The sequence below is a fragment of the Micromonospora sp. WMMD967 genome, assembly GCF_029626165.1.
GTDB classification, from domain to species: Bacteria; Actinomycetota; Actinomycetes; order Mycobacteriales; family Micromonosporaceae; genus Micromonospora; species Micromonospora taraxaci.
Window position 1 is genome coordinate 4,803,430 of the sequence record NZ_JARUBK010000001.1, and the last position, 19,700, is coordinate 4,823,129.

A 19,700-nucleotide genomic window follows, 5' to 3' on the forward strand; every position below is an offset into this window, starting at 1 on the left:
GGATACCGGGTTGTCTGCTCGCGGCACCTGCGGCACCCTTCCCCGCATGATCGAGACGCGTGTGCTGAGCGAGGGCGATTGGAAGATGTGGCGGGAGCTGCGGCTTGCTGCGCTGGCGGAGGCGGCGTACGCGTTCGGTTCTCAGCTGGCGGACTGGCAGGGTGAGGGCGACCGTGAGGAACGCTGGCGTGGTCGGCTAGCCATACCTGGCGCGTACAACATCATGGCGATGCTCGACGGGCAGCCGGTCGGGATGGCCAGCGGGGTGCCGACCGATCAGGACGCCGTCGTCGAGCTGATTTCGATGTACGTGGCGCCGCTGGGACGTGGCCGGGGTGTGGGCGACCGCCTTTTGCAGGCGGTCGAGCAGTGGGCTCGGCTCGTGGGCGCGGAGACGCTGCGCCTGGCCGTGGTGGAGGGCAACCAGAACGCCTGGGCGCTCTACCAGCGGAACGGCTTCCGTGACACGGGTGAACTCGGCGACCTCATGCCCGACGGCGTACGTCGGGAGCACGTCATGGCCAAGAGTCTCGGGGCTTAGCGGTCGGCGTCGATTGAAGGTCTTCGACCAGCGCTTCACAGTCGGTCGCCGGCCGGGCGGGGATCAACTCCGGGTTGAACGTGACGCAGGGCGAGGGCAGCGTTGGTCGTCAGTTCGCGTGTGGTGTCGAGGAGTAACCGTTCCTCCGTCCACAGTTCGTACTCGCTCCGGCGTCGATGAACGTCGGCCCGGCTCGGCTCGTACGGTGCGCGGTGATCGCGGTTCCTACCTTCGAGGCGAGTGCGCTGCAGGTCCGGGTTCGAACACTCGACCTCGATCCATCGCAGCTCGTCTCGTGCGTCTTGGCTAGATCGCGCCACATCTGCCTGGCGGGCCCAACGCCGAGCCGCTGAATCGTGGTCGTACCGCCTCCGGGCCTGTCAACAGCTCACGGCGTGGTGATCTGTACGGCGAGTAGCCGCATACGGAAGGCTGATCACCATGCGGAGACTGACCTTCGGTATGAACCTGAGCCTGGACGGCTACGTCAACACGCCGGACGGCGACCTGGGCTGGGGTGTGCCGAGCGACGAGCTGTTCCAGTGGTGGTCCGACCGGGTGGGCGCCACGGGCACGGCACTGTACGGGCGCAAACTGTGGGAGGCGATGAGCTCCCACTGGCCGACCGCCGACCAGCGGCCGGGTGCCACACCGGCGGAGGTCGAGTACGCCCGTCGCTGGCGGGAGATGCCGAAGGTGGTGTTCTCCTCGACGACCAGCGCGGTCGACTGGAATGCCCGCGTGGTCACCGGCGACGCGGTTGCCGAGATCAGCAGGCTCAAGGCCGAGGACGGCGGCCCGCTGGATATCGCCAGCGCCACCCTCGCCGCGGCGGCAATGCGGGCCGGGCTGATCGACGAGTACGCGGTCGTCACCCATCCGGTCCTGGTGGGTGGGGGCATGCCGTTCTTCGCGACAGTGGACAGCTGGGTGAACCTGACCCTGATGGAGACTCGGACGTTCCCCGGCGGCGTGGTGTTGACCAGGTACGAGACCAGGCGCTGAGCACCCCGACCTCGGGGCGGCCCGGGCTCCGGGCTGCCTGACCGGCTGCGCTCCGACGCCGCCCTGGCTCAACGTCTAGTAGCTGCCATCACCTGTGTCACCACCGCTGCCCCCATGCAGTGGAGGGCTGAGCAGGAAGTCCCCGGCGTCATCGTCTGCGTGGCGATGCCGTGATTTCCAGAAGGAGATCAGCGCGAGGACCACCACGGTGACCAAGACCCCGGCAACACCGACGAGGCCCACGGCCTGGATCACTGACGCCATCAGCCGAGTGTCTTCTCCGTCGAATGTGGCTCCTCCTGGGCCGGTCCCACCTCAGGACCGCGAGAACCACGCGACAAGTGATGAGCGAGCAGAGCTGCGCCCGTGAGCAGCCAAACTCCCAGGCCGTTCCAGCGGAGCAACAGCCCGACGCCCGCTGCGAGCCAGAGCGTCCAGCCCACGAGCGCCAGCAGCCTCTGGCGGCGTGCACGCGTCATAACGCGAGATTAGACCAGCGGGCAATTTTCCGTCGCGTACCCGAAGTGTGCAGGAGGTGGGTGCTGACGAGGTGATCGCCGTGTCCGCCTCCCGGATCGGCCGCAGGTGAAGCGCGGTACCGGGCACGGGCACGTAGACGGGGTGGACGAAGTCCTCAGGCAGCCAGGTCACAACGGCCGAGGCCACAACCAGCGGGTACGACCGCTCACCGGGTGACCAATCCGATCCCCACGCCGAGCGTCCGAGGCTGCGATGATGGTTGCCGTGAGTCAGACGGTGGAATGGGACCGCGTGGTCGAGGGCGCCCGTGTCAGCTTCATGTCCGGCGAGGGGACCGACCCTGCGACGGCGGACAACATCGATGCACACGTCTACCTCGCCGACGGCACCCATCGCTACGCCACCTTCATGACGACGGTTGAGATCGGCCGCCTCCTACGACGGTGGGCTGAGACCGGGGAGGCGGGCGGCGGTCACTACTTCTGGTGCTCCGACCTGGTCATCATTCCGAGACCCGGCGTCGAGGCAATGCTGGCGGCCCTAAAGGAAATGATCCGGACCGGCGACATCGACGTGATGCTCGGCAAGGTGGAGGACAGCTCGATCTAGCCGGGTGGCTTCGGGTTGGACGTCGGCGGCCTCGGCCGTCACCTCGGAGCCTGCGAAGAGGTCCCAGACCAGGACGTCAGTCTCCGGTGAAGCCCCGGTACGTGCCAGACTCGTCAACGGCATCGGCGAACTCGGAGAAGTCCATGTTCGCGATGGTGAGGTTCGTCGAGACATCCGCGTACCAGCGGGGTGGCACCCGGAAGGTGCGGCCGGGCTGGTCCGCCAGGTCGAGTGCGAGCAGCCCACGCTCGACGTCGGCCATCGCTGTCGCGTCAGCAACGAAGAGGTACGTGAGCTTGTCGTCGCTGCTCGCCGCGTTGTCCGCGTCGACCAGCTCTTGAAGGCTCACGCCCGCGTACGTCGGGTCGCTGGCGAAGGTGGTGGAGTCGGCGCCCTTCCAGGTGTGTAATGCCGCCTTCACGGATGCCCAGGCGGTGTCGTTGGTGAAGTCCGTACGGAGCACCAGCGACGTGAGGTCCTCAGGACGACCACCGCGTCGGCGCGAAGGTCCTCGGGAAGATGCTGCCGCTGCCCTTCGTGCGCGAGCAGAGTGGGGCAGCCAGGTGGAAGCACGACGGCATCAGCCAGCCCGATGTACCTGACGAGCATGTCGAGAATGGCGCCGGCGGAAAATCGGCTGACCATGAAACCGCTGAGCGTGCCGCCGGCGAGTGCGGCGTAGACGTCGGCCGTGCCGCCGTCCTCGGCGCTGATCTGCCAGTAGTTGTCCTGAGGTTCCCTACGGTCCACGTGAGGCTCGACGACGGCCCGGAACGCCCCGCCCGCCATCGGCGCCGCCTCGCCCTGCTCGAACCGCTGGACGACCATGTCGTAGCTCACCGGAGGAAGCTAGCGCCCCTCGGCCACAGGTGACCGAGACGACGCCAGGTAGTCCCTTCACCGGACATTGCACTGTCGATGCCGGAGTTACCGTTAGCGGCATGATGGTGCGTACGCGCTGGATGATGCCCCACCCGCCGGAGGTGTTGTGGCCGGCGCTGTGCGACTCGCGCCTGGAGTTGCAGCCCCGGTGTCCGGTCTTCTATCTGGGCACGCCCCGGCCGACGACCTGTCGCCTGCCGGACGGCCCGGGGGAGGTGGGCGCCGCCCGGCAGTGCGTGTCGGAGCAGGGTGTCGTGCGGCAGCGGATCACGACCTGGGAACCGCCGGCTCGACTGGCCTTCCACATGGAGTCGACGAACCTGGGCTTCCACCGCTTCGTCGACCAGCTCGGGGATGTGTTCGAGTTGGCCCCGACGGAGCGCGGCACCCGGGTCACCCGGACGACGACGGTCACGGTACGCGGGTTCGGCCGTGCGGCTCTGTATCCGGCGCTGTGGGTCGGGTTGAAGTCGGTGCACCGCTTCGTGTTCCGCAACTGGCAGAAGATGCGGTTGTCGCCACCAGCGGCGGTGTGACGGCCGGCGCGAGCTGCTGTCAGGGCTGGGGCTGCGGCGTCCTGTGGCCGGCCCGGGTCACGGCCGCGTAGCTGACGGTCCCGAGGACGGACCCGATCCCGGCGTACAGGATGCCGTCCCACGGTTGGGGCAGCCGACCCTGCAAAATCCAGGCGGCACCCAGTGCCACCGGCACTGCGGTCAGCCAGGCTGCGGCGGCAGCCCAGCCCGAGCGTCGGTCGCCCTGGTCGTGGACGAAGCCCAACGCGCTGAGCATCGCGAAGAAACTCTCGGAGTAGAACCATGACAGGGCCAGCACGAGGAGAGTCCCGATGGTCATGCCAATGGCCCATCGGCGGAGAGCGGTGTCGAGGGGCACGATCGAGCGAGAGGCGTCCAGTCGGCTGGCGGGGTCGTCAGCTGCGCTCGTGACTGGAGGCCGCTCGTTCATCAGACGATGGTCCCAGCGGTCGACGAACGGCGGAAGGCCTGCGAAGGCAATGCTGGCAGCACGGCAGGATGGCGGCGTGAAGACCGAGCCCGTCACCGCAGCCCGGGCAGTGTTGGTGGACGACCTGGAGGGCTTGCCCGGCAGCTCTGACGGCTGCGATTGGGTCTTCCTTTGTGCCGGCGATGTCTGGTGGGTCGAGGATGAGGTGCTGTACGTCGAGCGCGGGGACGCTACGACGGTGGCGCATCGGGGGTACCTCGTCCGCGCCGGAGACCGGGTTGGCCGGGACCGCGCCCAGTTTGACCAGGATGGCGTCGGCGGTGGTAGCGCGCGGGTCCGCTGGCAGAGGGTGGCACACGACACCGTTCGACGCCTGGCGGCCGGCCACCGGCCCTGGTCGACCTCGCTGATCAAAGCCGGCGCCGGTGCCGGACAATGGTGACTGTGTCCATGGACCGGGTCGAGGACCCCGCCAGCCTCTTGACCTGGCTTGCAGATCGCCCTGACCACGAGGCGCTCACCGGTTACGACCCGGTCGGGTGGGAATCGTCGACCTGGATCCTCCATGCGATGTACGAGAACCCTGGCCGCGCGGGTCTGGGTACGCACGACGACATCCGCCGCGGAGGGCTCGACGCCAGCGAGCTTGCGCCGCTGGTCGTCAATGGCATCGACCTCGACGAGGACACGACAGAGACCGGCATTCCGTTGGGTTACGTGTCCCGGCCCGGTGCCCCCTGGCATCGGGTGCTCTGGTCGACGTACCTGACCCGATGGTCAGGCCCGGAACGGGCGCGGACCTTCCCGCCGAGCTACAGCTGGTTTCCGGCTGGCAGTTGGCCCGCTGACATCCAGCCACCCCCGGAGGGCTCTCTCGACGAGGAGAGCCTCGATGCCCTGCTCGACACCCTGAGCCAGCACTCGGTCGACGGCCCCGGCACGGAGTGCGTCGCCTTCTACGCATCCGTGCCCACCGGGGACTTCGACCAGCTCCACGTGTGGCGCGGCCCGTTGTCGGCGGTGCCCGGCCTGATCGAGGAGCGTGGAGGACGATACTGGTTCTCACCGACGAATCTGTGGCCGCTGGATCGGTCCTGGATGGTGTGGACGGACAGCGACCTGCAGGGCACCAAGGTCAGCGGATCTGTTTCGCTGATCGAGGCCATCGAGTGTCACCCCGTTCTGGAGACGAATGACTGGTCGGCCGGGCGCTGACGGGCGCGCCGGCGCCTGGCTCCCGGCGCTCGGCTCCGAGGACGGTCGGCGAGAGAGCACGACGGGCGGCGGACGTACTCCTTGCTCTCCCTCGAAGATTTCACTGTCGACGCCGAAGAAGTGATCGCGGTTCTGCGTCGGTACGGCAGAGGCAGGGTCGACGCCCTGGAGTACCTCCAGCTCCAGGCCACCCGGCGAGTCGTCGCGAGCTACCTGCGGGGCAACGCGCTGCAGGCCGATCCGCGTCTGGCCGACTACCTGGCCGAGCAGCGCCGCATCGAGGACGAGGGGTCCGGTGCCTCCACCTCGGCGGGCCTACCCGACAGCCGTTGAACCCGAGTCACCGAGCGCTGGCGTCGCCGGAAGCCCACCAGATGGGCGGTCCATGGGGAGGCGCTGCGTCGATCAGGCGCGAAACGCCTGGATGGCGAGCGTGGCGAACCGGCGGGAGGCGGCCACCCGGGCGTCCGTCGAGGTGGCGTGCAAACCGCCGTTGGCCATCAGCATGAGGATGAGGTCGTCCAGGACGAAGTCGGACCGCAGGCGGCCGGTGCTCTTGGCGCGACGGCTCAGTTCGGTGAGTGAGGCGAGGGCCGCTTCGCGCTTCGTGGCGAGATCGACGGCGTGCGGAAAGGCCGTCGTGAACGCGGTGGTGTAGCCGCGGTTGCGGGCGTGTAGCTCGCAGAGCTTCTCGATCACCAGGCACAGGCCATGCCACGGGTCCGGGTCGGCGAGCCCTTCGTCGACGATGACCTGGCACGCCTCCATCTGCTCGGAGAACGCCTCGGTCGCCAACGCCTGCTTGGTGGGGAAGCGGCGGTAGAGGGTGGCAGGGCCGACTCCTGCCCTGCGGGCAATCTCGCGCATCGGCACATCCATGCCGTCGGTGGCGAACGCCGTCCGGGCGGCGTCAAGGATCCGCTGGCGGTTGTCCAGCGCGTCCGACCGCAGGTTACGAGTCAAATGCTCCGTCACGCTCTCACTTTAGTTAAACGGACGCAGGCGTCCACTACCGTTCGTACTGATCACGAGGCGATTCAGCGTGAGAGGAGGCATACCGGTGAAGACAGTCACCATCAGGGAGTTCGGCGATCCTCGCGGGTTGGCGGTGATCGACCTTCCTGACCCGCTTCCGGCTCCGGGACAGGTCTTGATCACCGTCGAGGCGGTCGGTGTCGCAGGTGTCGACGTCATGATCCGAAGCGGTGCTCTCGCCGCCTACGGCTTCCGAGAGGGGCACGTCCTCGGCGGCGAGGTGGCGGGAACGGTGGCCCAGGTCGGCGAGGGCGTCGACCCTGCGTGGATCGGGCAGCGCGTGTGGGCGTTCACCGGTACCGGCGGTGGGTACGCCGAACAGACGGTAGCGCCGATCTCGGAGGTCCTGCCCGTCCCGGCGGGCCTCTCCGTCGTCGATGCCGTGACGCTCGGCAACTCCGGGATCGTGGCCCACTTCGGTCTCGCCCACGCGCACTTCTCGCCCGGGGAGACCGTGCTGGTACGCGGCGCGGCCGGCAGCATCGGGATCATGGCGGTGCAGGTCGCGAGCCGCCGTGGCGCCGGTGCCGTCGCGGTCACCACCTCGTCGTCCGAGCGTGGTCGGCGGCTGCGCAGCCTCGGCGCGACCCACGTGCTGGATCGTGCGGGTACGGGAGGCCCCGACGACCCCTCCGGCTACGACGTGATCATCGACGTCGTCGCTGGCCACGGCCTGCCCGCGTTCCTGGACAGGCTCAACCCCAACGGCCGCCTCGTGGTCGTCGGCGCGGTCGGCGGCCAGCCGCCGGCAGACGTCGGCGCGAAGCTGATGACGGCATTCCAGAAGTCGATGTCGTTCGCCACCTTCAGCGCCGCGACGGTGCCGGAATCCGCCCGCCAGGCCGTGCGACGCGACCAGTTCACCGCCGCGACTCGTGGCGAACTGGTCGCTGTGGTGCACGAGGTGCTGCCGTTGCAGCAGGCGGTTGCGGCCCACCAGAAGATGGACGCCGGCCAGGTCTTCGGGCGAATCGTCCTCACCCCGTGATCCTCTCTGGTCGATCATGGAGTTGTGGCGGGTGATGAAAGCCGCCGTTCACCAGGTTCCGGGCACCACAACTCCTTGATCGACCAGGCGGCGCGGCGCGGCGCGGCGTGGGGCTGTTCCGGGTGTCGAGAACGGCCGGGTGGCTTCGTCCCACGGGAGAATGCGGCGACCGTGACCGCAACGCACCCGAGGAGATGCAGCATGGCGATCCAGCGGATGGACAACGTCCTCATCGTGGTCGAGGACCTCGACGCTGTCATGGCGTTCTTCGTCGAGCTCGGCATGGAGGTGGAGGGCAGAGGTCCGGTCGAGGGGCGGTGGGTGGAACGGGTCATCGGGATCGACGACGTGCGGCAGGAGGTCGCGATGCTGCGGACCCCGGACGGTCACGGCAAGGTCGAACTGGCGATGTTCCACACCCCGAAGGCGATCAGCGCCGAGCCCAGGGACGCGCCGGCGAACACACTGGGCATCCGCCGCATCATGTTCGCCGTCGACGACATCGAGGACACGATCGCCCGCCTGCGCGGTCACGGGGCCGAACTCGTCGGGGATGTGGAGCGGTACGAGGACATCTTTCTGCTCTGCTACGTCCGCGGGCCGGAGGGCATCGTCGTCGGGCTGGCACAGGAGCTTCGCTGAGAGCCGCCGCCGTCGTCCAGGAACCACAACGCCAGGGATGTCGGGGCCTCACGAGCGGCGGACACCACCACAACCCTGACGTTGCGCATGGGCGACGGCGTCCGGGCCGGGTCGTCGTACCAACTGCTGACGCCGCGCCGCGAGCCGGGGCACCGGCCCGATGGGGGTTCTGGTTAGGCTCCGGGCGTGTTCCGTGTGGCAGGACCTGACGACTTCACGCAGATCATCCACCTCTACCGGCAGCTGAACCCGGACGATCCGGTGCTGGACGACGGCTCCGACCGGGCGGCCTACCAGCGGATCCTCGACACCCCCGGGCTCAGTCTGTTCGTCCTCGACCTGGACGGTGTCGTCGTCGCCACGACCTACCTCAACGTGATCCCCAACCTGAGCCGGTCGGCGTCACCGTACGCCGTCATCGAGAACGTGGTCGTCGAGGAATCCCGGCGGGGCACCGGTCTGGGTCGGCAGATCATGGCCGGCACGCTCCAGGCGGCTTGGGACGCGGGCTGCTACAAGGCGATGCTGATGACGGGCTCGCGCACTCCGGCGACCCACGGGTTCTACCGCGCCTGCGGGTTCGCGCCTGACGTCAAGGCGGCGTACCTGGCGCGGCCCCCGGCGTCGCACGGCTAGGGAAGGTCTCGCGGAGCGCGACGTCCAGCGACCGGCCGGTCGTCGGCTCGATGAACAGGTCGGTGAGCAGGAGGTCGGCGACGTAGGTGGGGTTGACCCCCGACTCCTTGCCCCCGAGGCCCTGCAACGCGCCGCCGAGGCGCAGGGCGGCCCGTGCCGCGCCGGCCGGCAGCCGGGCGACCCGGCGGCGTCGACCGACCGCCTCGGCGATGCGCGCGAGCATGTCGCGCCAGGTGAGGTTCTCGTCGGCGACCGGGATGTCCGCGCCGCTGGCCTGCTCCAGAGCGTCGGCCGCGACAGTGGCCACGCTGCGCGCCGAGGCCGCGGCGCTTCCGCCGGCCGGTGCGACCAGAGGTGTACGCGAGCGCGCCCACCGGTCCAGCGGACCGGCCCAGTTCGCCAGCCGGTCGCCGGCCCGACCGAAGACGAAGGGCAGTTCGAGGACGGCGACCGGCAGATCCGGACCGGCCGCCGCCCGTCCCTCCCGGGCCTGCTCGACACGGCACCGGATGTACGTGTGCCGCTCGGGCAGCCGCCACTGCGGATGCAACCTGTCGAAGTAGGTGTAGTACGAACCCATCACGACCCCACGGGTGAGGCCCTGCTCGCGGGCGGCGGTGAACAGGCGTACCACCGGGTCGACGTTGTCCCGCCGGAACTGCGGGTAGATCGGCTTGGGCAGCGGCCGCTGCTCGTCGGTCCGGGTGGCGTACACGACGCCGTCGTGACCGGCGAGCAACGACCGCAGATCCTCCGGCGAGGCGGACCCGACGTCCAGCAGGTGGTCGACACCCGGTTGGGAGGTACGCGCCACAGCTGTCGTGGCGTGACCTCGCTCCCGCAGGACCTCCACCACGTGAGCACCGATCAGGCCGCTGCCACCCACCACGAGTATCCGCACGCACCATCGTCCACTCTGGAGGTGTGTCCTTGTCAACCCACGACCGTCGCCGGCGCAGCGTCGGTCACTGCTTGTTCTTCGCCAGGTTGTAGATGTCCAGGACGTCGTCGTCGAAGTAGGGGCCGTACATGTTGCCGGAGAACTTGTACGACATCACCGAGTTGACGAACCCGAACCGCAGATCGTTGTCCCAGGCACGCAGGAACGGGCCGCCGCTCGCGCCTTCGTTGAGCGGGCAGTCCTTCAGCTTGATCCGCTGCGCGCCGGCGGCCTTGGTGGTGCCCTGGTCGTAGTACTGCGACTCGCCGTCGTACGGCGGCTTCCCCGGGTAACCGAGCAGCAACGCCGAGATCTTCTTCGACTGGTTGACGCTGAGACCCTGCCCGCCGGTGACGTGCACGAGCCGCTTGCCGCCCCGTGGGTGCATGGTGACGAAGGCGAAGTCCCACCAGAGGAAGCCGTAGTCGACCCACCCCTCGACCGAGGTGAACTCCTTGGGGAACCAGAGGCCGTGCACCGCGACGCCGTCGGTGAACTCCGGCGCGTACGCCCAGTTGTCGAACCAGACGGACCCGCCGTCCCCGGGGTGTACGCAGTGACCGGCGGTGGAGACCAGGTTCGCCTGCGGGTTGTTGACGGTCGCGCCGGAGCAGAAGAAGTCCTCGTTGTTGTGCCGGAAGAAGACCCGACCGACCCCGGGTGAGGCGTTCGCCGCCTGGGTCGCGTGGCTGGCGCCGCTGGCGGCGACGCCCGGACCGGCGGCAGCCGGCGACCGTGGGGCCGCGGGCTCCGCGACGTCGCGCGGCGCACCGACGCGGCCGGGCCGGTCGGCGGCCTCCCCGTCGGGAGCGTCGACCCCGTCGGGCAGGGGAGCGGGCCGTGCCGCTCGCATCCGTTCCGGCGTCCAGTAGGCGTCGCCCACGGCCGCCGCGGTGTCCGCGTCGGTGGACGGCCGTCCGTTGATGGTGGCGCGCCCTTCGGCGACCGTCGCGGATCCGTTCGGCGCGGCGGTGCCGGCGTGGGCGGGGGCCTGCGCGAGGGTGACGCTGGCCAGCAGCATGATGCCCACCGAGGCGAATCCGAGTTTCCTGCGCACGTGACCTCCCGGGGATGGCGGCCGGAGACGGTCGCTCCGACGTCGCGCCGTCCACGCTAGGTGTCCGTGTTCGATCCACAGTGGTCGTGTCGTATGCGTTCAGTGACGGGTGGCTGACTGCGAAACGCGCCGGCACGGAAGCGCCGCGAGGTGCGACCACAGCGAGGTGCGACGACAATGGGCGCTCGGAGGTGATCGATGATGAGCGACCAGGAGAGCGTCCCCCGATTGGGTTCGGTGGTGCTGGACGGCACCGACGCGCGGGTGTTGGCCGAGTTCTACCGACATCTGCTCGGCTACGTCTACCGGCCCGGCGACGAGCCGCCGGCGGCCGGACAGGACGACGAGCGTGGTCGTGACTGGCTGGTCCTGCGGTCCCCCGACGGCAGCGCCCAGCTCGCGTTCCAGCAGGTGGACGACCTGCCGGAGTCGACGTGGCCGAAGAACGACGTACCCCAGCAACTGCACCTGGACCTCACCGTGACGTCCGTCGAGGAACTGCTGGTGCAGCACGAGCGCGTCCTGCGCCTCGGTGGCCGGCTGCGCTACGACCGCATCGAGGATCCCGACGAGCCGTTGCGCGTGTACGCCGACCCGGCCGGTCACCCGTTCTGTGTTCTCGTGGGGTAGTGGCGTCGAGGACACCGTCCGCGCCCGACGTATGGCATAGGTTCGACATGCTGAACACCATCGTCGGGGAACGGGGACGAGGATGCCGGAACCGCGCGCCTTCTGGCTGGACGAGCAGTTCGACCGCGAACACGGCAGCGACGGACGCGGCCGGTACGAGGCGGAGGTGCTTCGTCGGATCGGCGAGTTCGACGAGACCTGGGGTGACTTCGCGCCCGTGGCTTTCGCGGCGACGGCCTGGCGGGTGGCCACCGAACTGTCGCCGGGCTTCGTCCGCTGGCACCGGCGGATCATCTCGGCGACCTGCGCCCGCAGCCCCTGGGACGGCAGCATGATCTGCGCGGTCACGGTGGCCTCCCGCTGGCCCGCGGAGCTGACCTGGACCAAGCAGTGGCAGCGCGACCGTGGCTGGCGGGACTGGCCGCAGCTGTTCGGCCAGTTCACCACCCCCACCGACCAGGACCAGACGCGCAGTCCGCATCTGCGCGCGCTGCTCCAGGTGGAGGCGCCGCTGCCGCTCGACGGTCTGCCGCCAACACCCACCGGGCCGGACGACGACGTCACCACCGCGGCGCGTCGGGCGGTCGTGGTGCTGACCCGGGAGCTCAACGAGCTTCTGGCACCGATGATCGGGCAACTCGACACCGAAGTGCCCGCCGACTCCTGACGTACCAGGCCCCGGCCACCGTCGCGGGCACCCACCGGAGGACCGAACGCCGGTAGGGTCGTCGGCGTGGATCCGCACGACATCGCCGCTCGGCTCGCAGTGCCCGTCGAGGAGGTCGAACGCGTCGCGCAGCTCGCCGGCGACCGACCGTCGGTTCCGCTGCCCGCCAGGGCCGACGCTCCGGAGCTGCTCGATCGGCTCGCGGTCCGGCCCGACGACGCCGCCGAGATCATGCAGGGCTGGCCGGACCCGTCCTCGCCGCTCTGGACGCCCGAGCTGCGCTGGTTGCTCGACCGGTCGATCGCCCTGGTCCACGCCGACCTCGGAGGCCACGGTTGGCTGTCGCCCGGTCCGGAGTTGCCCCGCGAGCGGGGTCCCGCCTGGCGGCACCTCTACGTGTACGCGTACCTCGCCCTGGTGGACGTCGCCCGGGGCTACCACCGCGACCACGGCGTTCCCGACGACGTGTCGTGGCGGAGCCTCGCGGACCTCGGCCGCAACCTCGCGATCGACCGGCGGATGCGCGGTGAGGGCTGGCCCGTCATGCAGAGCTGGCTGACGCTGCACGTGCGCGGCAGCATCTACGAGCTGGGCCGGCTGCAACACCACCCCGGCGACACGGCCATCGGCCTGCACGTTCCCGACGCGGGGCCGTTGACCCCGGAGGCGGTCGCGGCGTCGCTGGACGAGGCGCGGGCGTTCTTCGCACGTCACTTTCCCGACGAGACCTACACGGCGTTCTCCTGCGGCTCGTGGCTGCTCGACCCGCAGTTGCGGGAATACCTGCCCGAGGGGTCCAACATCGTCCGGTTCCAGCAGATGTTCGAGCTGGTTCCCTACGAGGAGAAGGACGGCCCGGACGCCGACGTCGAGGTGCTGCGTTTCGTGTTCCGTACGCTGAGCACCCCGCTGGACCAGTTGCCTCGCCGCACCGCGCTCCAACGTGCGATCGTCGACCACCTCAGGGCTGGCCGACACTGGCACTGGCGGCACGGGAGCTTCCCGGTCTAGCCGAGAGCGCCGACAGCCGATGGATCGGTGGGCCCGGCCCGTCACCGACCGGGCCGGGCCCACCTCCCGTCAGCCGGTGGTCAGGATGAACTTCTCCCAGGCCCCGACCGACGTACGGTTGGCGATCAGGGATCCGGCCCCGGCGTTCTCGGCGCACACGATCTGGTTGTTGACGGTGGCCCGCAGGCTCACCGTCCCATCCGAGTTCGTGATGAGCTGGAACCTCTCCCACGATCCGATCGACGCGGCGTTGGCGACCAACGCTCCGGCGCCCGAGTTCGTGGCCGAGACGTAGAGCCCGTTGGCGCGCGACCGCAGCGCGATGGTGCCGTTACCGCCGTCCACCCGGTCGAACTGCTCGGTACTGCCGACGCTGGCCTTGTTGGCGATCAACGCGGTGCTGCCGACCGCCGACACGTACTGGTTGTTGACCTGCGCCCGCAGCGTGCTCACCGGCGTGCTGCTACCGGTGCCGGTCGTGAAGGTGAACGCGTCGACGTCGAACAGGTAGCCGGAGCCACCCTTGAACACCAGGTACAGCGTGGTCGACGCGCTCGGCGGGTTGCTGATCGTGCCGGACGCCTCGACGAACGTCTCCCAGTCGCCGGTCACCGGCACCGTGACGGTGCCCAGCAGGGTGCCGGTCGCCGAACCGGCCCGGACCTCGATGGTGCCGCCCGCGCCGGCCGACGACGCCCGCACGGTGATGCGGTTGGCGTTGGCCAGGTTGTACGGCGTGTACGAGATCCAGTCGTTGTTCTCGATGAACCCGGCGGTGCGGCCACCTTCGGCGTTGGTGTGGTCGGTGGCCTGGACGCCGGAGGTGGCGCCGAAGTGCTCACCCTGGCGGTGCTTCGGTTGCAGCGTCTTGATGCTGTGCGTGGTCAGCCCGCCGTTGTCGGTGTAGGCGGCGTCGAAGACCCCGTAGATGTTGGCCGCCGAGTCGTGCTCGCCGTCGGTCGGCACGGTGATCGAGCCGCTGCACCCGTTCTTCGAGGTGATCTGGTGGGCGTGACTGTCGTGACCCAGCGCGTAGGTCAGGCTCACCTTGGAACAGTCGATGGTGCCGTCCTGCGGGTCGCTCACACTGATCTGGTACGACACCGTGTCACCGAAGCTGAACAGCTGCCCGTCGGCGGGCGAGGTGAGCGTCACCGTCGGTGCCGTGTTGCCCACCGTGATGACCAGGCTCGCCGTGCCGGTCAGGCCATTCGGGTCGGTGACCCGCAACGTGGGGGAGTACGTGCCGTTTGTGGTGTACGTCTTGGTGGGGTTGGCCGCCGTCGACGTGGTGCCGTCACCGAACGTCCACAGGTAGCTCAGCGCCCCGCCCTCGGGGTCGGAGCTGCCGGCCGACGAGAAGTTGACGGTCAGCGGGTTGGCCCCCGACGTGGGGTTGGCCGAGGCGACAGCGATGGGGTTGCGGTTGCCGCCACCGATGTACTCGATGCGGAACAGCGCCTGGTTGTTCGACCCCGTGCCGTAGTCCAGCACGTAGAGCGCCCCGTCCGGACCGAAGGCCATGTCCATGACCTGCGTACCGGACCACGGGAAGTTGGAGATCTCCCCGCGGGTGCCGTCGGAGTTGACAGCGATGGCCTTGATCCAGCGGCGGCCGTACTCACCGGCGAAGAACTGACCGTTGAGCGACTGCGGGAACTTGATGCTGGAGTTCAGCGACGCGTCGTACCGGTAGACCGGGCCGCCCATCGGCGACTCCGAGCCGCTGCCGAACTCCGACGGCGAACCGGAGTCACCCGCGTACTTGATCCAGGCCGGCCTCGCCGCGGGCAGCGTGCCGAGCCCGGTGTTGCGGAACGAGTTGTTGGTCGGCCCGCCCGTGCAGTTGTACTTCGACTGCGACGGTCCGGACGGGAAGGTGTATTCATTGTATGTTTCGGTGCTGGTGTTGGTGCCGGTGCAGTACGGCCAGCCGTAGTTGCCCGGTGAGGCGATGCGGTTGAACTCGACCTGCCCGGAAGGGCCGCGGCTGGAGTTCGTGGACCCGGCGTCCGGGCCGTAGTCGCCGAGGTAGACGACACCGGTGGCCTTGTCGACGCTCATCCGGAACGGGTTGCGCAGACCCATCGCGTAGATCTCCGGACGGGTGTTTGCCGTGCCAGGAGCGAACAGGTTGCCCGACGGGATCGTGTACGTGCCGTCGGTCTGCGGCTTGATCCGCAGCACCTTGCCCCGCAGGTCGTTGGTGTTGCCCGCCGTGCGCTGGGCGTCGAACTGCGGGTTGCGGTTGGTCCGCTCGTCCAGCGGCGCGTAGCCGGACGACTCGAACGGGTTGGTGTCGTCGCCAGTGGTCAGGTACAGGTTGCCGGCGGCGTCGAAGTCCAGGTCACCGCCGACGTGGCAGCACTGCCCACGGTCGTTGGCGACCTGGAGCACGATCTTCTCGCTGCTCAGGTTGAGCGTGTCGTCGGAGTTGAGGGTGAACCGCGACAACCGCAGGTGACCCTTCCACCGGTCCCAGTCGGACTGTGAGCCTGTGGTCGGGGCGTCCCCGGACGGGGTGCTCAGACTGGGCGAGTAGTACAGGTAGATCCACCGGTTGGTGGCGAAGTTGGGGTCGACGGCGACGCCCTGCAACCCCTCCTCGTCGTGCGTGTAGACCGACAGGGTGCCGGAGGTCTTGGTGTTGCCGGCCACGTCGGTGACCCGCAGGACGCCGTTGCGGGCGGTGTGCAGGACCGAGCGGTTGGGCAGGACGGCCAGGGACATGGCCTCACCCAGCTCGGCCGAGCCGGTGGCGAGTTTGACCTGTTGGTAGTCGGAGGCGGGGATCACCGCAGCCTGCGCGGTGGACGGTGCGGCAACGGCCAGGGCCACGCTCGTGGCGGCGGTGAGCGCCGCCATGACGGCCCGGGACCAGCGCCGGGGTTTCGAGAACATGATCGTCCTTCCTCGACGATCGGGGGCCGGGCGTGCGGGGGCGCACCACGGCCGGAGGGGGTGGTGATCAGTGAGCCGCGGCGCGGTCAGTTCGTGACGAGGTCGAACTTCTCCCACTGGCCGATGGAGGTCCGGTTGGCGATCAGCGGGGACGAGCCACCGTTGTCGGCGGCGACGTACCGGCTGTTCACCGTGGCCCGCAGGCTCACCGTGCCGTCGGAGTTGCGCACGAGCTGGAACGTCTCCCAGGCGCCGGCGGAGGCGCGGTTGGCGATCAGCGCGGCGGCACCGGCGTTCTCGGCCGCGACGTACTGCCCGTTGCTCTTGGCGCGCAGCGCCACGTTGCCGTTGGCGAGGTTGACCACGTCGAACCGCTCGCTGGTGCCCGCAGAGGTCTTGTTGGCGATCAGCGCGGTGGTGGAGTTGGGCGCGCTGACGAACTGGTTGTTGGCCCGGGCCTTCAGGGTGGAGCCGCTGGCGGTGGGCGGCGGGGTGGTCGGCGGCGGGGTGGTCGTCCGCGGCGAGCAGTCGGCGGTCACCGAACCCGCGGCGACCTGGAGGCCGCCGAGCAGCATCCGGGTGAAGTTCGGGTCGGTGTACGACGCCTCGGTGTGGCCCAGACCCGTGTACCAGGCCCGACCGCCGCCGTACGTCTTGCACCAGGTGATCGGGTGGTCGCCGCTCATGTTGCCGCCGCTGTACGACGACTCGTCGAGGTTGGCCAGGACCCGCGCGCTCGACCGGGGGTTGGTGCGGTAGTTGTACCACTCGTCCGAGCGGACCCACGTCGCCGGGAGGTGCGCCGTCGACGGGTTGGTGTTGTCCTCGATCCGCACCGTCGCGTTCTGGATCGCCGGGTGCGAGTCGAAGTACGCGCCGACCAGTTGGCCGTACCACGGCCAGTTGTACTCGGTGTCTGCGGCGGCGTGCACGCCGACGTATCCGCCGCCGGCGGCGATGTACGACTCGAAGGCCGTCTGCTGGCTGGCGTTGAGGACGTCACCGGTCGTGGACAGGAAGACCACCGCCTGGTACTGGGCCAGGTTCGAGGTGGTGAACTGGTTGGAGTCCTCGGTGGCGGTCACGGTGAAGCCGTTCGCCGAACCGAGCTGCTGGATCGCGGCGATGCCGTTCGGGATGGACGAGTGGCGGAAGCCCGCGGTCTTGCTGAACACCAGGACCTTGGTCAGTGGCGCCGCCGAGGCCGGCGTCGTGAGGATTGCCAGGCTGGCCAGCATCACGGCCATGCCGGTGACGAGTGCCAACAGGCGGGTACGGGAACGCATGGGGGTGCTCCTCTGCTGAGCGTCGACCCTGGCGCGCGCGTCACGTGGGCGTGCGAGCTCGCCGAGGCCGCGATGGCGGTGGTACGGAGCCGGGCCGCCGATGCTCGGCTGAGATGCTGCGGGTGGTGCCGTGCCGGTGGAATCGCCCCGCAGGGGGTGTGCGCGACGCTGCGCCGTGCGGGTTGCCGTGCCGGTGCTCCCCGCCCGCCGAGGGGGGAGCATCGCGTCGCTACCGACAGTGCCAGGAGACGGCTGGCGCACCGGCGTCGACCGATCGCGATCGCACCGCCGAGGAGGCCGCCCGACCATAGTGGACGGACGAAGCTCATCGACTTCTATCGCTGACGCAGTAAACCTCCGATGTCTCCGCCCCGTCAAGCCCACCCCGGTCGGCGTGGACCGCCCGAGGCGGGTATTCCCGCCGCCGTCCCCGTCACGGCAGGTCCGGCAGACTGACGCGCAACCAGGTGGTGTCGACGAAGGCGTGCAACTCGGCGCCGCGCCCGATCACGACGGTCCGACGCGGCAACGGCCGGCCGTTGGGCAGCACGAGTCGGTACCGTCGGAAGTGGCCGTGATCGAGATTGCCCACCAGGATCCGATCGTGGTGTTCGCCGTAGCCACCGATCAGGGCGCACCGCGTGTCGTCGACGATGAGGGCGCGGGCGGCGGTGCGGCCACCCGGCCACGACCGCACAGTGTCTTCGGCGATGCGTACGACCGGGAAGTCGCTGTAGTAGGTGGCCCAGGCGGTCTCGCCGGTGACGTTGAGGGCGTAGCAGTCGTCGATCGGGTCGACCCCGCCGTCCGGAAAATGCCATTCGGGTACGAGCCGACTGGTGAACCTGACGATGCCGGGGGCGCCGAGCGGCGGACTCCCGTCGCTGCCCCCGCAGACACCCTCGTCGAAGTACCCCACCCAGATCCTGCCGGAGCGGGTGGTCTGCACGTGTTCGATCCCGTCGCCGAGAGTGCCCCGGCGGACCGTGGTCCCGTCGGCGTCGACGATGACGGCGTTGTTCTCCACACCCTCGGCCAGCCGGCGGGAGCGGGCGCCGACGAGGAGCATCCGCCCACCGGGCAGGGGTTGGACGTGACAGTGCGCCAGTGCCAGGTCGGGGACAGCGATCACACTTCGGGCCTGCGGAGAGTAGGTGGCGACCTGGACCGCGACACCCGCCCGGGTGGTCGAGTCCGGACGCGACACTCCGCTCGCCGACAGGGTGGAGCCGAGGAGCGCCTCTCGGCCGGCCGTGCTCGACCAGAGCGCGATGGCCTCGCCGTGTGGACCGACGGAGACGCTGACCGTCACCTGGCCCGCTTGCACCGGGACGAGCGTCGCGTGCTGTCGCAGCCGAACCTGACCGGTTGACCTACTGCTCACCGTCGAGATCATGACAGGTCGGACGACGCGCTGCGGACCTGCGGTGAGCGCCCGTGCGGTTGTCAGCGGTCGGACGACGCGGGACTGTCCGTCCCTCTGGTGGCCATGATGATGAGGTCGGCGATCGTCTCCGGGTGGGTGACCATGGCGAGGTGGGAGGACTCGACCTCGATCGTGGTCGCGTTCATCCGCTCGGCGAGGAACCGTTCCAGCTCGGGTGCCGTGGTGCGGTCCTGGGTGGAGATTGAGTAGTAGCAGGGCTTGTCCCGCCAGGCGGCGACGGTCGTACGGCCCTTGAAGAGGCCGTCGGCGATCGGCCCCTGCACCGCGTAGAGCGAGCGGGCGCGGACCTCGTCGACTCCGCCGGCGAAGTCGTCGAGGAACGCCGCCTCGCTGAGCTGTCCGTACCCGCCGTGGTGGACGAGACCGGCGTTCGCCGGGGGCGTCGGATACTGGGCCGCGAGGGCCGCGTAGTCCTCGCCGGCGTCCGGGGCGCGGGCGGCGACGTACACCAGGGCGGTGACGTTCGGATGGTTGCCGGCCTCGCTGATGACCGTGCCGGCCCAGGAATGGCCCACCAGCACCGTCGGCCCGTCCTGGCGGTCGAGGGCGCGGTTGGTGGCGGCGACGTCGTCGGCCAGGGTGGTCAGCGGGTTCTGCACCGCGGTGACGGTCAGACCGGCCCGCTGGAGGATGGGGATCACGTCGGACCAGGACGAGCCGTCGGCGTACGCGCCGTGCACCAGGACGACGTTGCTGGCAGGCTCGGGGCTCATTCGGACCTCCTCCGCAGGAGACGACGCGGTGCCACCGCTGACAACTCTC

At 69.4% G+C, this 19,700-nt stretch carries 23 protein-coding genes and 1 pseudogene; 13 read left to right on the forward strand and 11 right to left on the reverse strand.

Annotated features, from left to right (window positions below):
* Positions 1–46: 46 nt before the first annotated feature.
* Positions 47–541, forward strand: coding sequence for a GNAT family N-acetyltransferase (locus tag O7631_RS21640; RefSeq protein ID WP_278145903.1), 495 nt, complete (start codon positions 47–49; stop codon positions 539–541).
* A 441-nt stretch (positions 542–982) separates the two neighbouring features.
* A complete protein-coding gene (locus O7631_RS21645; RefSeq protein ID WP_278145904.1) occupies positions 983–1,546 on the forward strand; it encodes a dihydrofolate reductase family protein in 564 nt (187 codons plus the stop codon).
* A gap of 75 nt (positions 1,547–1,621) precedes the next feature.
* Here O7631_RS21645 and O7631_RS21650 read toward each other — a convergent pair whose 3' ends face one another.
* A complete protein-coding gene (locus O7631_RS21650) occupies positions 1,622–1,810 on the reverse strand; it encodes a hypothetical protein (RefSeq protein ID WP_278145905.1) in 189 nt (62 codons plus the stop codon).
* A gap of 480 nt (positions 1,811–2,290) precedes the next feature.
* Here O7631_RS21650 and O7631_RS21655 point away from each other — a divergent pair, with 480 nt between their 5' ends.
* A complete protein-coding gene (locus tag O7631_RS21655; protein ID WP_278145906.1) occupies positions 2,291–2,635 on the forward strand; it encodes a hypothetical protein in 345 nt (114 codons plus the stop codon).
* Between the two features lie 76 nt (positions 2,636–2,711).
* Here the strand turns inward: O7631_RS21655 and O7631_RS21660 are convergent, their stop codons facing one another.
* Complete coding sequence (locus O7631_RS21660) at positions 2,712–3,056, reverse strand: hypothetical protein (RefSeq protein ID WP_278145907.1); 345 nt, start codon at positions 3,054–3,056, stop codon at positions 2,712–2,714.
* Positions 3,053–3,475: a hypothetical protein gene (locus O7631_RS21665; protein ID WP_278145908.1), complete on the reverse strand. Its 423-nt coding sequence runs from the start codon at positions 3,473–3,475 to the stop codon at positions 3,053–3,055. Before O7631_RS21665 ends, O7631_RS21660 begins: the two co-directional genes overlap by 4 nt.
* Before the next feature lie 101 nt (positions 3,476–3,576).
* Here O7631_RS21665 and O7631_RS21670 point away from each other — a divergent pair, with 101 nt between their 5' ends.
* Positions 3,577–4,053 (forward strand): SRPBCC family protein, encoded by a 477-nt coding sequence (locus O7631_RS21670; protein ID WP_278145909.1) that lies wholly within the window; start codon positions 3,577–3,579, stop codon positions 4,051–4,053.
* 19 nt (positions 4,054–4,072) lie between these two features.
* Here O7631_RS21670 and O7631_RS21675 read toward each other — a convergent pair whose 3' ends face one another.
* Complete coding sequence (locus O7631_RS21675) at positions 4,073–4,372, reverse strand: hypothetical protein (protein ID WP_278145910.1); 300 nt, start codon at positions 4,370–4,372, stop codon at positions 4,073–4,075.
* Between the two features lie 187 nt (positions 4,373–4,559).
* Here O7631_RS21675 and O7631_RS21680 point away from each other — a divergent pair, with 187 nt between their 5' ends.
* The 3 genes from O7631_RS21680 to O7631_RS21690 all read left to right on the forward strand — a co-directional run bounded on the left by O7631_RS21680 (position 4,560) and on the right by O7631_RS21690 (position 6,031).
* Positions 4,560–4,925, forward strand: coding sequence for a hypothetical protein (locus tag O7631_RS21680; protein WP_278145911.1), 366 nt, complete (start codon positions 4,560–4,562; stop codon positions 4,923–4,925).
* A gap of 128 nt (positions 4,926–5,053) precedes the next feature.
* Positions 5,054–5,698 carry a hypothetical protein gene (locus tag O7631_RS21685; RefSeq protein WP_278145912.1) on the forward strand — a complete coding sequence of 215 codons (645 nt, stop codon included), beginning with the start codon at positions 5,054–5,056 and terminating at the stop codon, positions 5,696–5,698.
* A gap of 81 nt (positions 5,699–5,779) precedes the next feature.
* Positions 5,780–6,031 carry a hypothetical protein gene (locus O7631_RS21690; RefSeq protein ID WP_278145913.1) on the forward strand — a complete coding sequence of 84 codons (252 nt, stop codon included), beginning with the start codon at positions 5,780–5,782 and terminating at the stop codon, positions 6,029–6,031.
* Positions 6,032–6,103: 72 nt separating this feature from the next.
* On the opposite strand, the gene O7631_RS21695 is transcribed toward O7631_RS21690, so the two are convergent.
* Positions 6,104–6,673 (reverse strand): TetR/AcrR family transcriptional regulator, encoded by a 570-nt coding sequence (locus tag O7631_RS21695; protein WP_278145914.1) that lies wholly within the window; start codon positions 6,671–6,673, stop codon positions 6,104–6,106.
* An 85-nt stretch (positions 6,674–6,758) separates the two neighbouring features.
* On the opposite strand from O7631_RS21695, the gene O7631_RS21700 reads away from it, so the two are divergent.
* The 3 genes from O7631_RS21700 (at position 6,759) to O7631_RS21710 (ending at position 8,999) form a co-directional block, all read left to right on the forward strand.
* The gene (locus O7631_RS21700) at positions 6,759–7,721 is read left to right on the forward strand and encodes a zinc-dependent alcohol dehydrogenase family protein (RefSeq protein ID WP_278145915.1); all 963 of its coding nucleotides are present in this window, start codon (positions 6,759–6,761) and stop codon (positions 7,719–7,721) included.
* A gap of 201 nt (positions 7,722–7,922) precedes the next feature.
* On the forward strand, positions 7,923–8,363 hold the full coding sequence (locus O7631_RS21705) for a VOC family protein (protein ID WP_278145916.1): 441 nt from the start codon (positions 7,923–7,925) through the stop codon (positions 8,361–8,363).
* Between the two features lie 186 nt (positions 8,364–8,549).
* A complete protein-coding gene (locus tag O7631_RS21710) occupies positions 8,550–8,999 on the forward strand; it encodes a GNAT family N-acetyltransferase (RefSeq protein WP_278145917.1) in 450 nt (149 codons plus the stop codon).
* On the opposite strand, the gene O7631_RS21715 is transcribed toward O7631_RS21710, so the two are convergent.
* Both O7631_RS21715 and O7631_RS21720 read right to left on the reverse strand, forming a co-directional pair.
* Entirely contained in the window at positions 8,956–9,900 is a 945-nt protein-coding gene (locus tag O7631_RS21715; protein ID WP_278145918.1) for an NAD(P)-dependent oxidoreductase, read from the reverse strand. The genes O7631_RS21710 and O7631_RS21715 overlap by 44 nt on opposite strands.
* A 64-nt stretch (positions 9,901–9,964) precedes the next feature.
* Positions 9,965–10,996 (reverse strand): hypothetical protein, encoded by a 1,032-nt coding sequence (locus O7631_RS21720; protein ID WP_278145919.1) that lies wholly within the window; start codon positions 10,994–10,996, stop codon positions 9,965–9,967.
* A gap of 201 nt (positions 10,997–11,197) precedes the next feature.
* Here O7631_RS21720 and O7631_RS21725 point away from each other — a divergent pair, with 201 nt between their 5' ends.
* From O7631_RS21725 to O7631_RS21735, 3 genes are all read left to right on the forward strand, one after another.
* The gene (locus tag O7631_RS21725) at positions 11,198–11,626 is read left to right on the forward strand and encodes a VOC family protein (protein WP_278145920.1); all 429 of its coding nucleotides are present in this window, start codon (positions 11,198–11,200) and stop codon (positions 11,624–11,626) included.
* A gap of 82 nt (positions 11,627–11,708) precedes the next feature.
* A complete protein-coding gene (locus O7631_RS21730) occupies positions 11,709–12,293 on the forward strand; it encodes a hypothetical protein (RefSeq protein ID WP_278145921.1) in 585 nt (194 codons plus the stop codon).
* 66 nt (positions 12,294–12,359) lie between these two features.
* Positions 12,360–13,304 carry an acyltransferase domain-containing protein gene (locus O7631_RS21735; RefSeq protein WP_278145922.1) on the forward strand — a complete coding sequence of 315 codons (945 nt, stop codon included), beginning with the start codon at positions 12,360–12,362 and terminating at the stop codon, positions 13,302–13,304.
* A gap of 69 nt (positions 13,305–13,373) precedes the next feature.
* On the opposite strand, the gene O7631_RS21740 is transcribed toward O7631_RS21735, so the two are convergent.
* The 4 genes and pseudogenes from O7631_RS21740 to O7631_RS21760 all read right to left on the reverse strand — a co-directional run bounded on the left by O7631_RS21740 (position 13,374) and on the right by O7631_RS21760 (position 19,651).
* Positions 13,374–16,205 (reverse strand): PQQ-dependent sugar dehydrogenase, encoded by a 2,832-nt coding sequence (locus O7631_RS21740; RefSeq protein WP_278145923.1) that lies wholly within the window; start codon positions 16,203–16,205, stop codon positions 13,374–13,376.
* A gap of 512 nt (positions 16,206–16,717) precedes the next feature.
* Positions 16,718–17,443, reverse strand: a pseudogene (locus O7631_RS21750) (ThuA domain-containing protein); the annotation flags it as partial.
* A gap of 481 nt (positions 17,444–17,924) precedes the next feature.
* On the reverse strand, positions 17,925–18,875 hold the full coding sequence (locus O7631_RS21755) for a hypothetical protein (protein WP_278145924.1): 951 nt from the start codon (positions 18,873–18,875) through the stop codon (positions 17,925–17,927).
* Between the two features lie 62 nt (positions 18,876–18,937).
* The gene (locus O7631_RS21760; RefSeq protein WP_278145925.1) at positions 18,938–19,651 is read right to left on the reverse strand and encodes an alpha/beta hydrolase; all 714 of its coding nucleotides are present in this window, start codon (positions 19,649–19,651) and stop codon (positions 18,938–18,940) included.
* Positions 19,652–19,700: the final 49 nt, after the last annotated feature.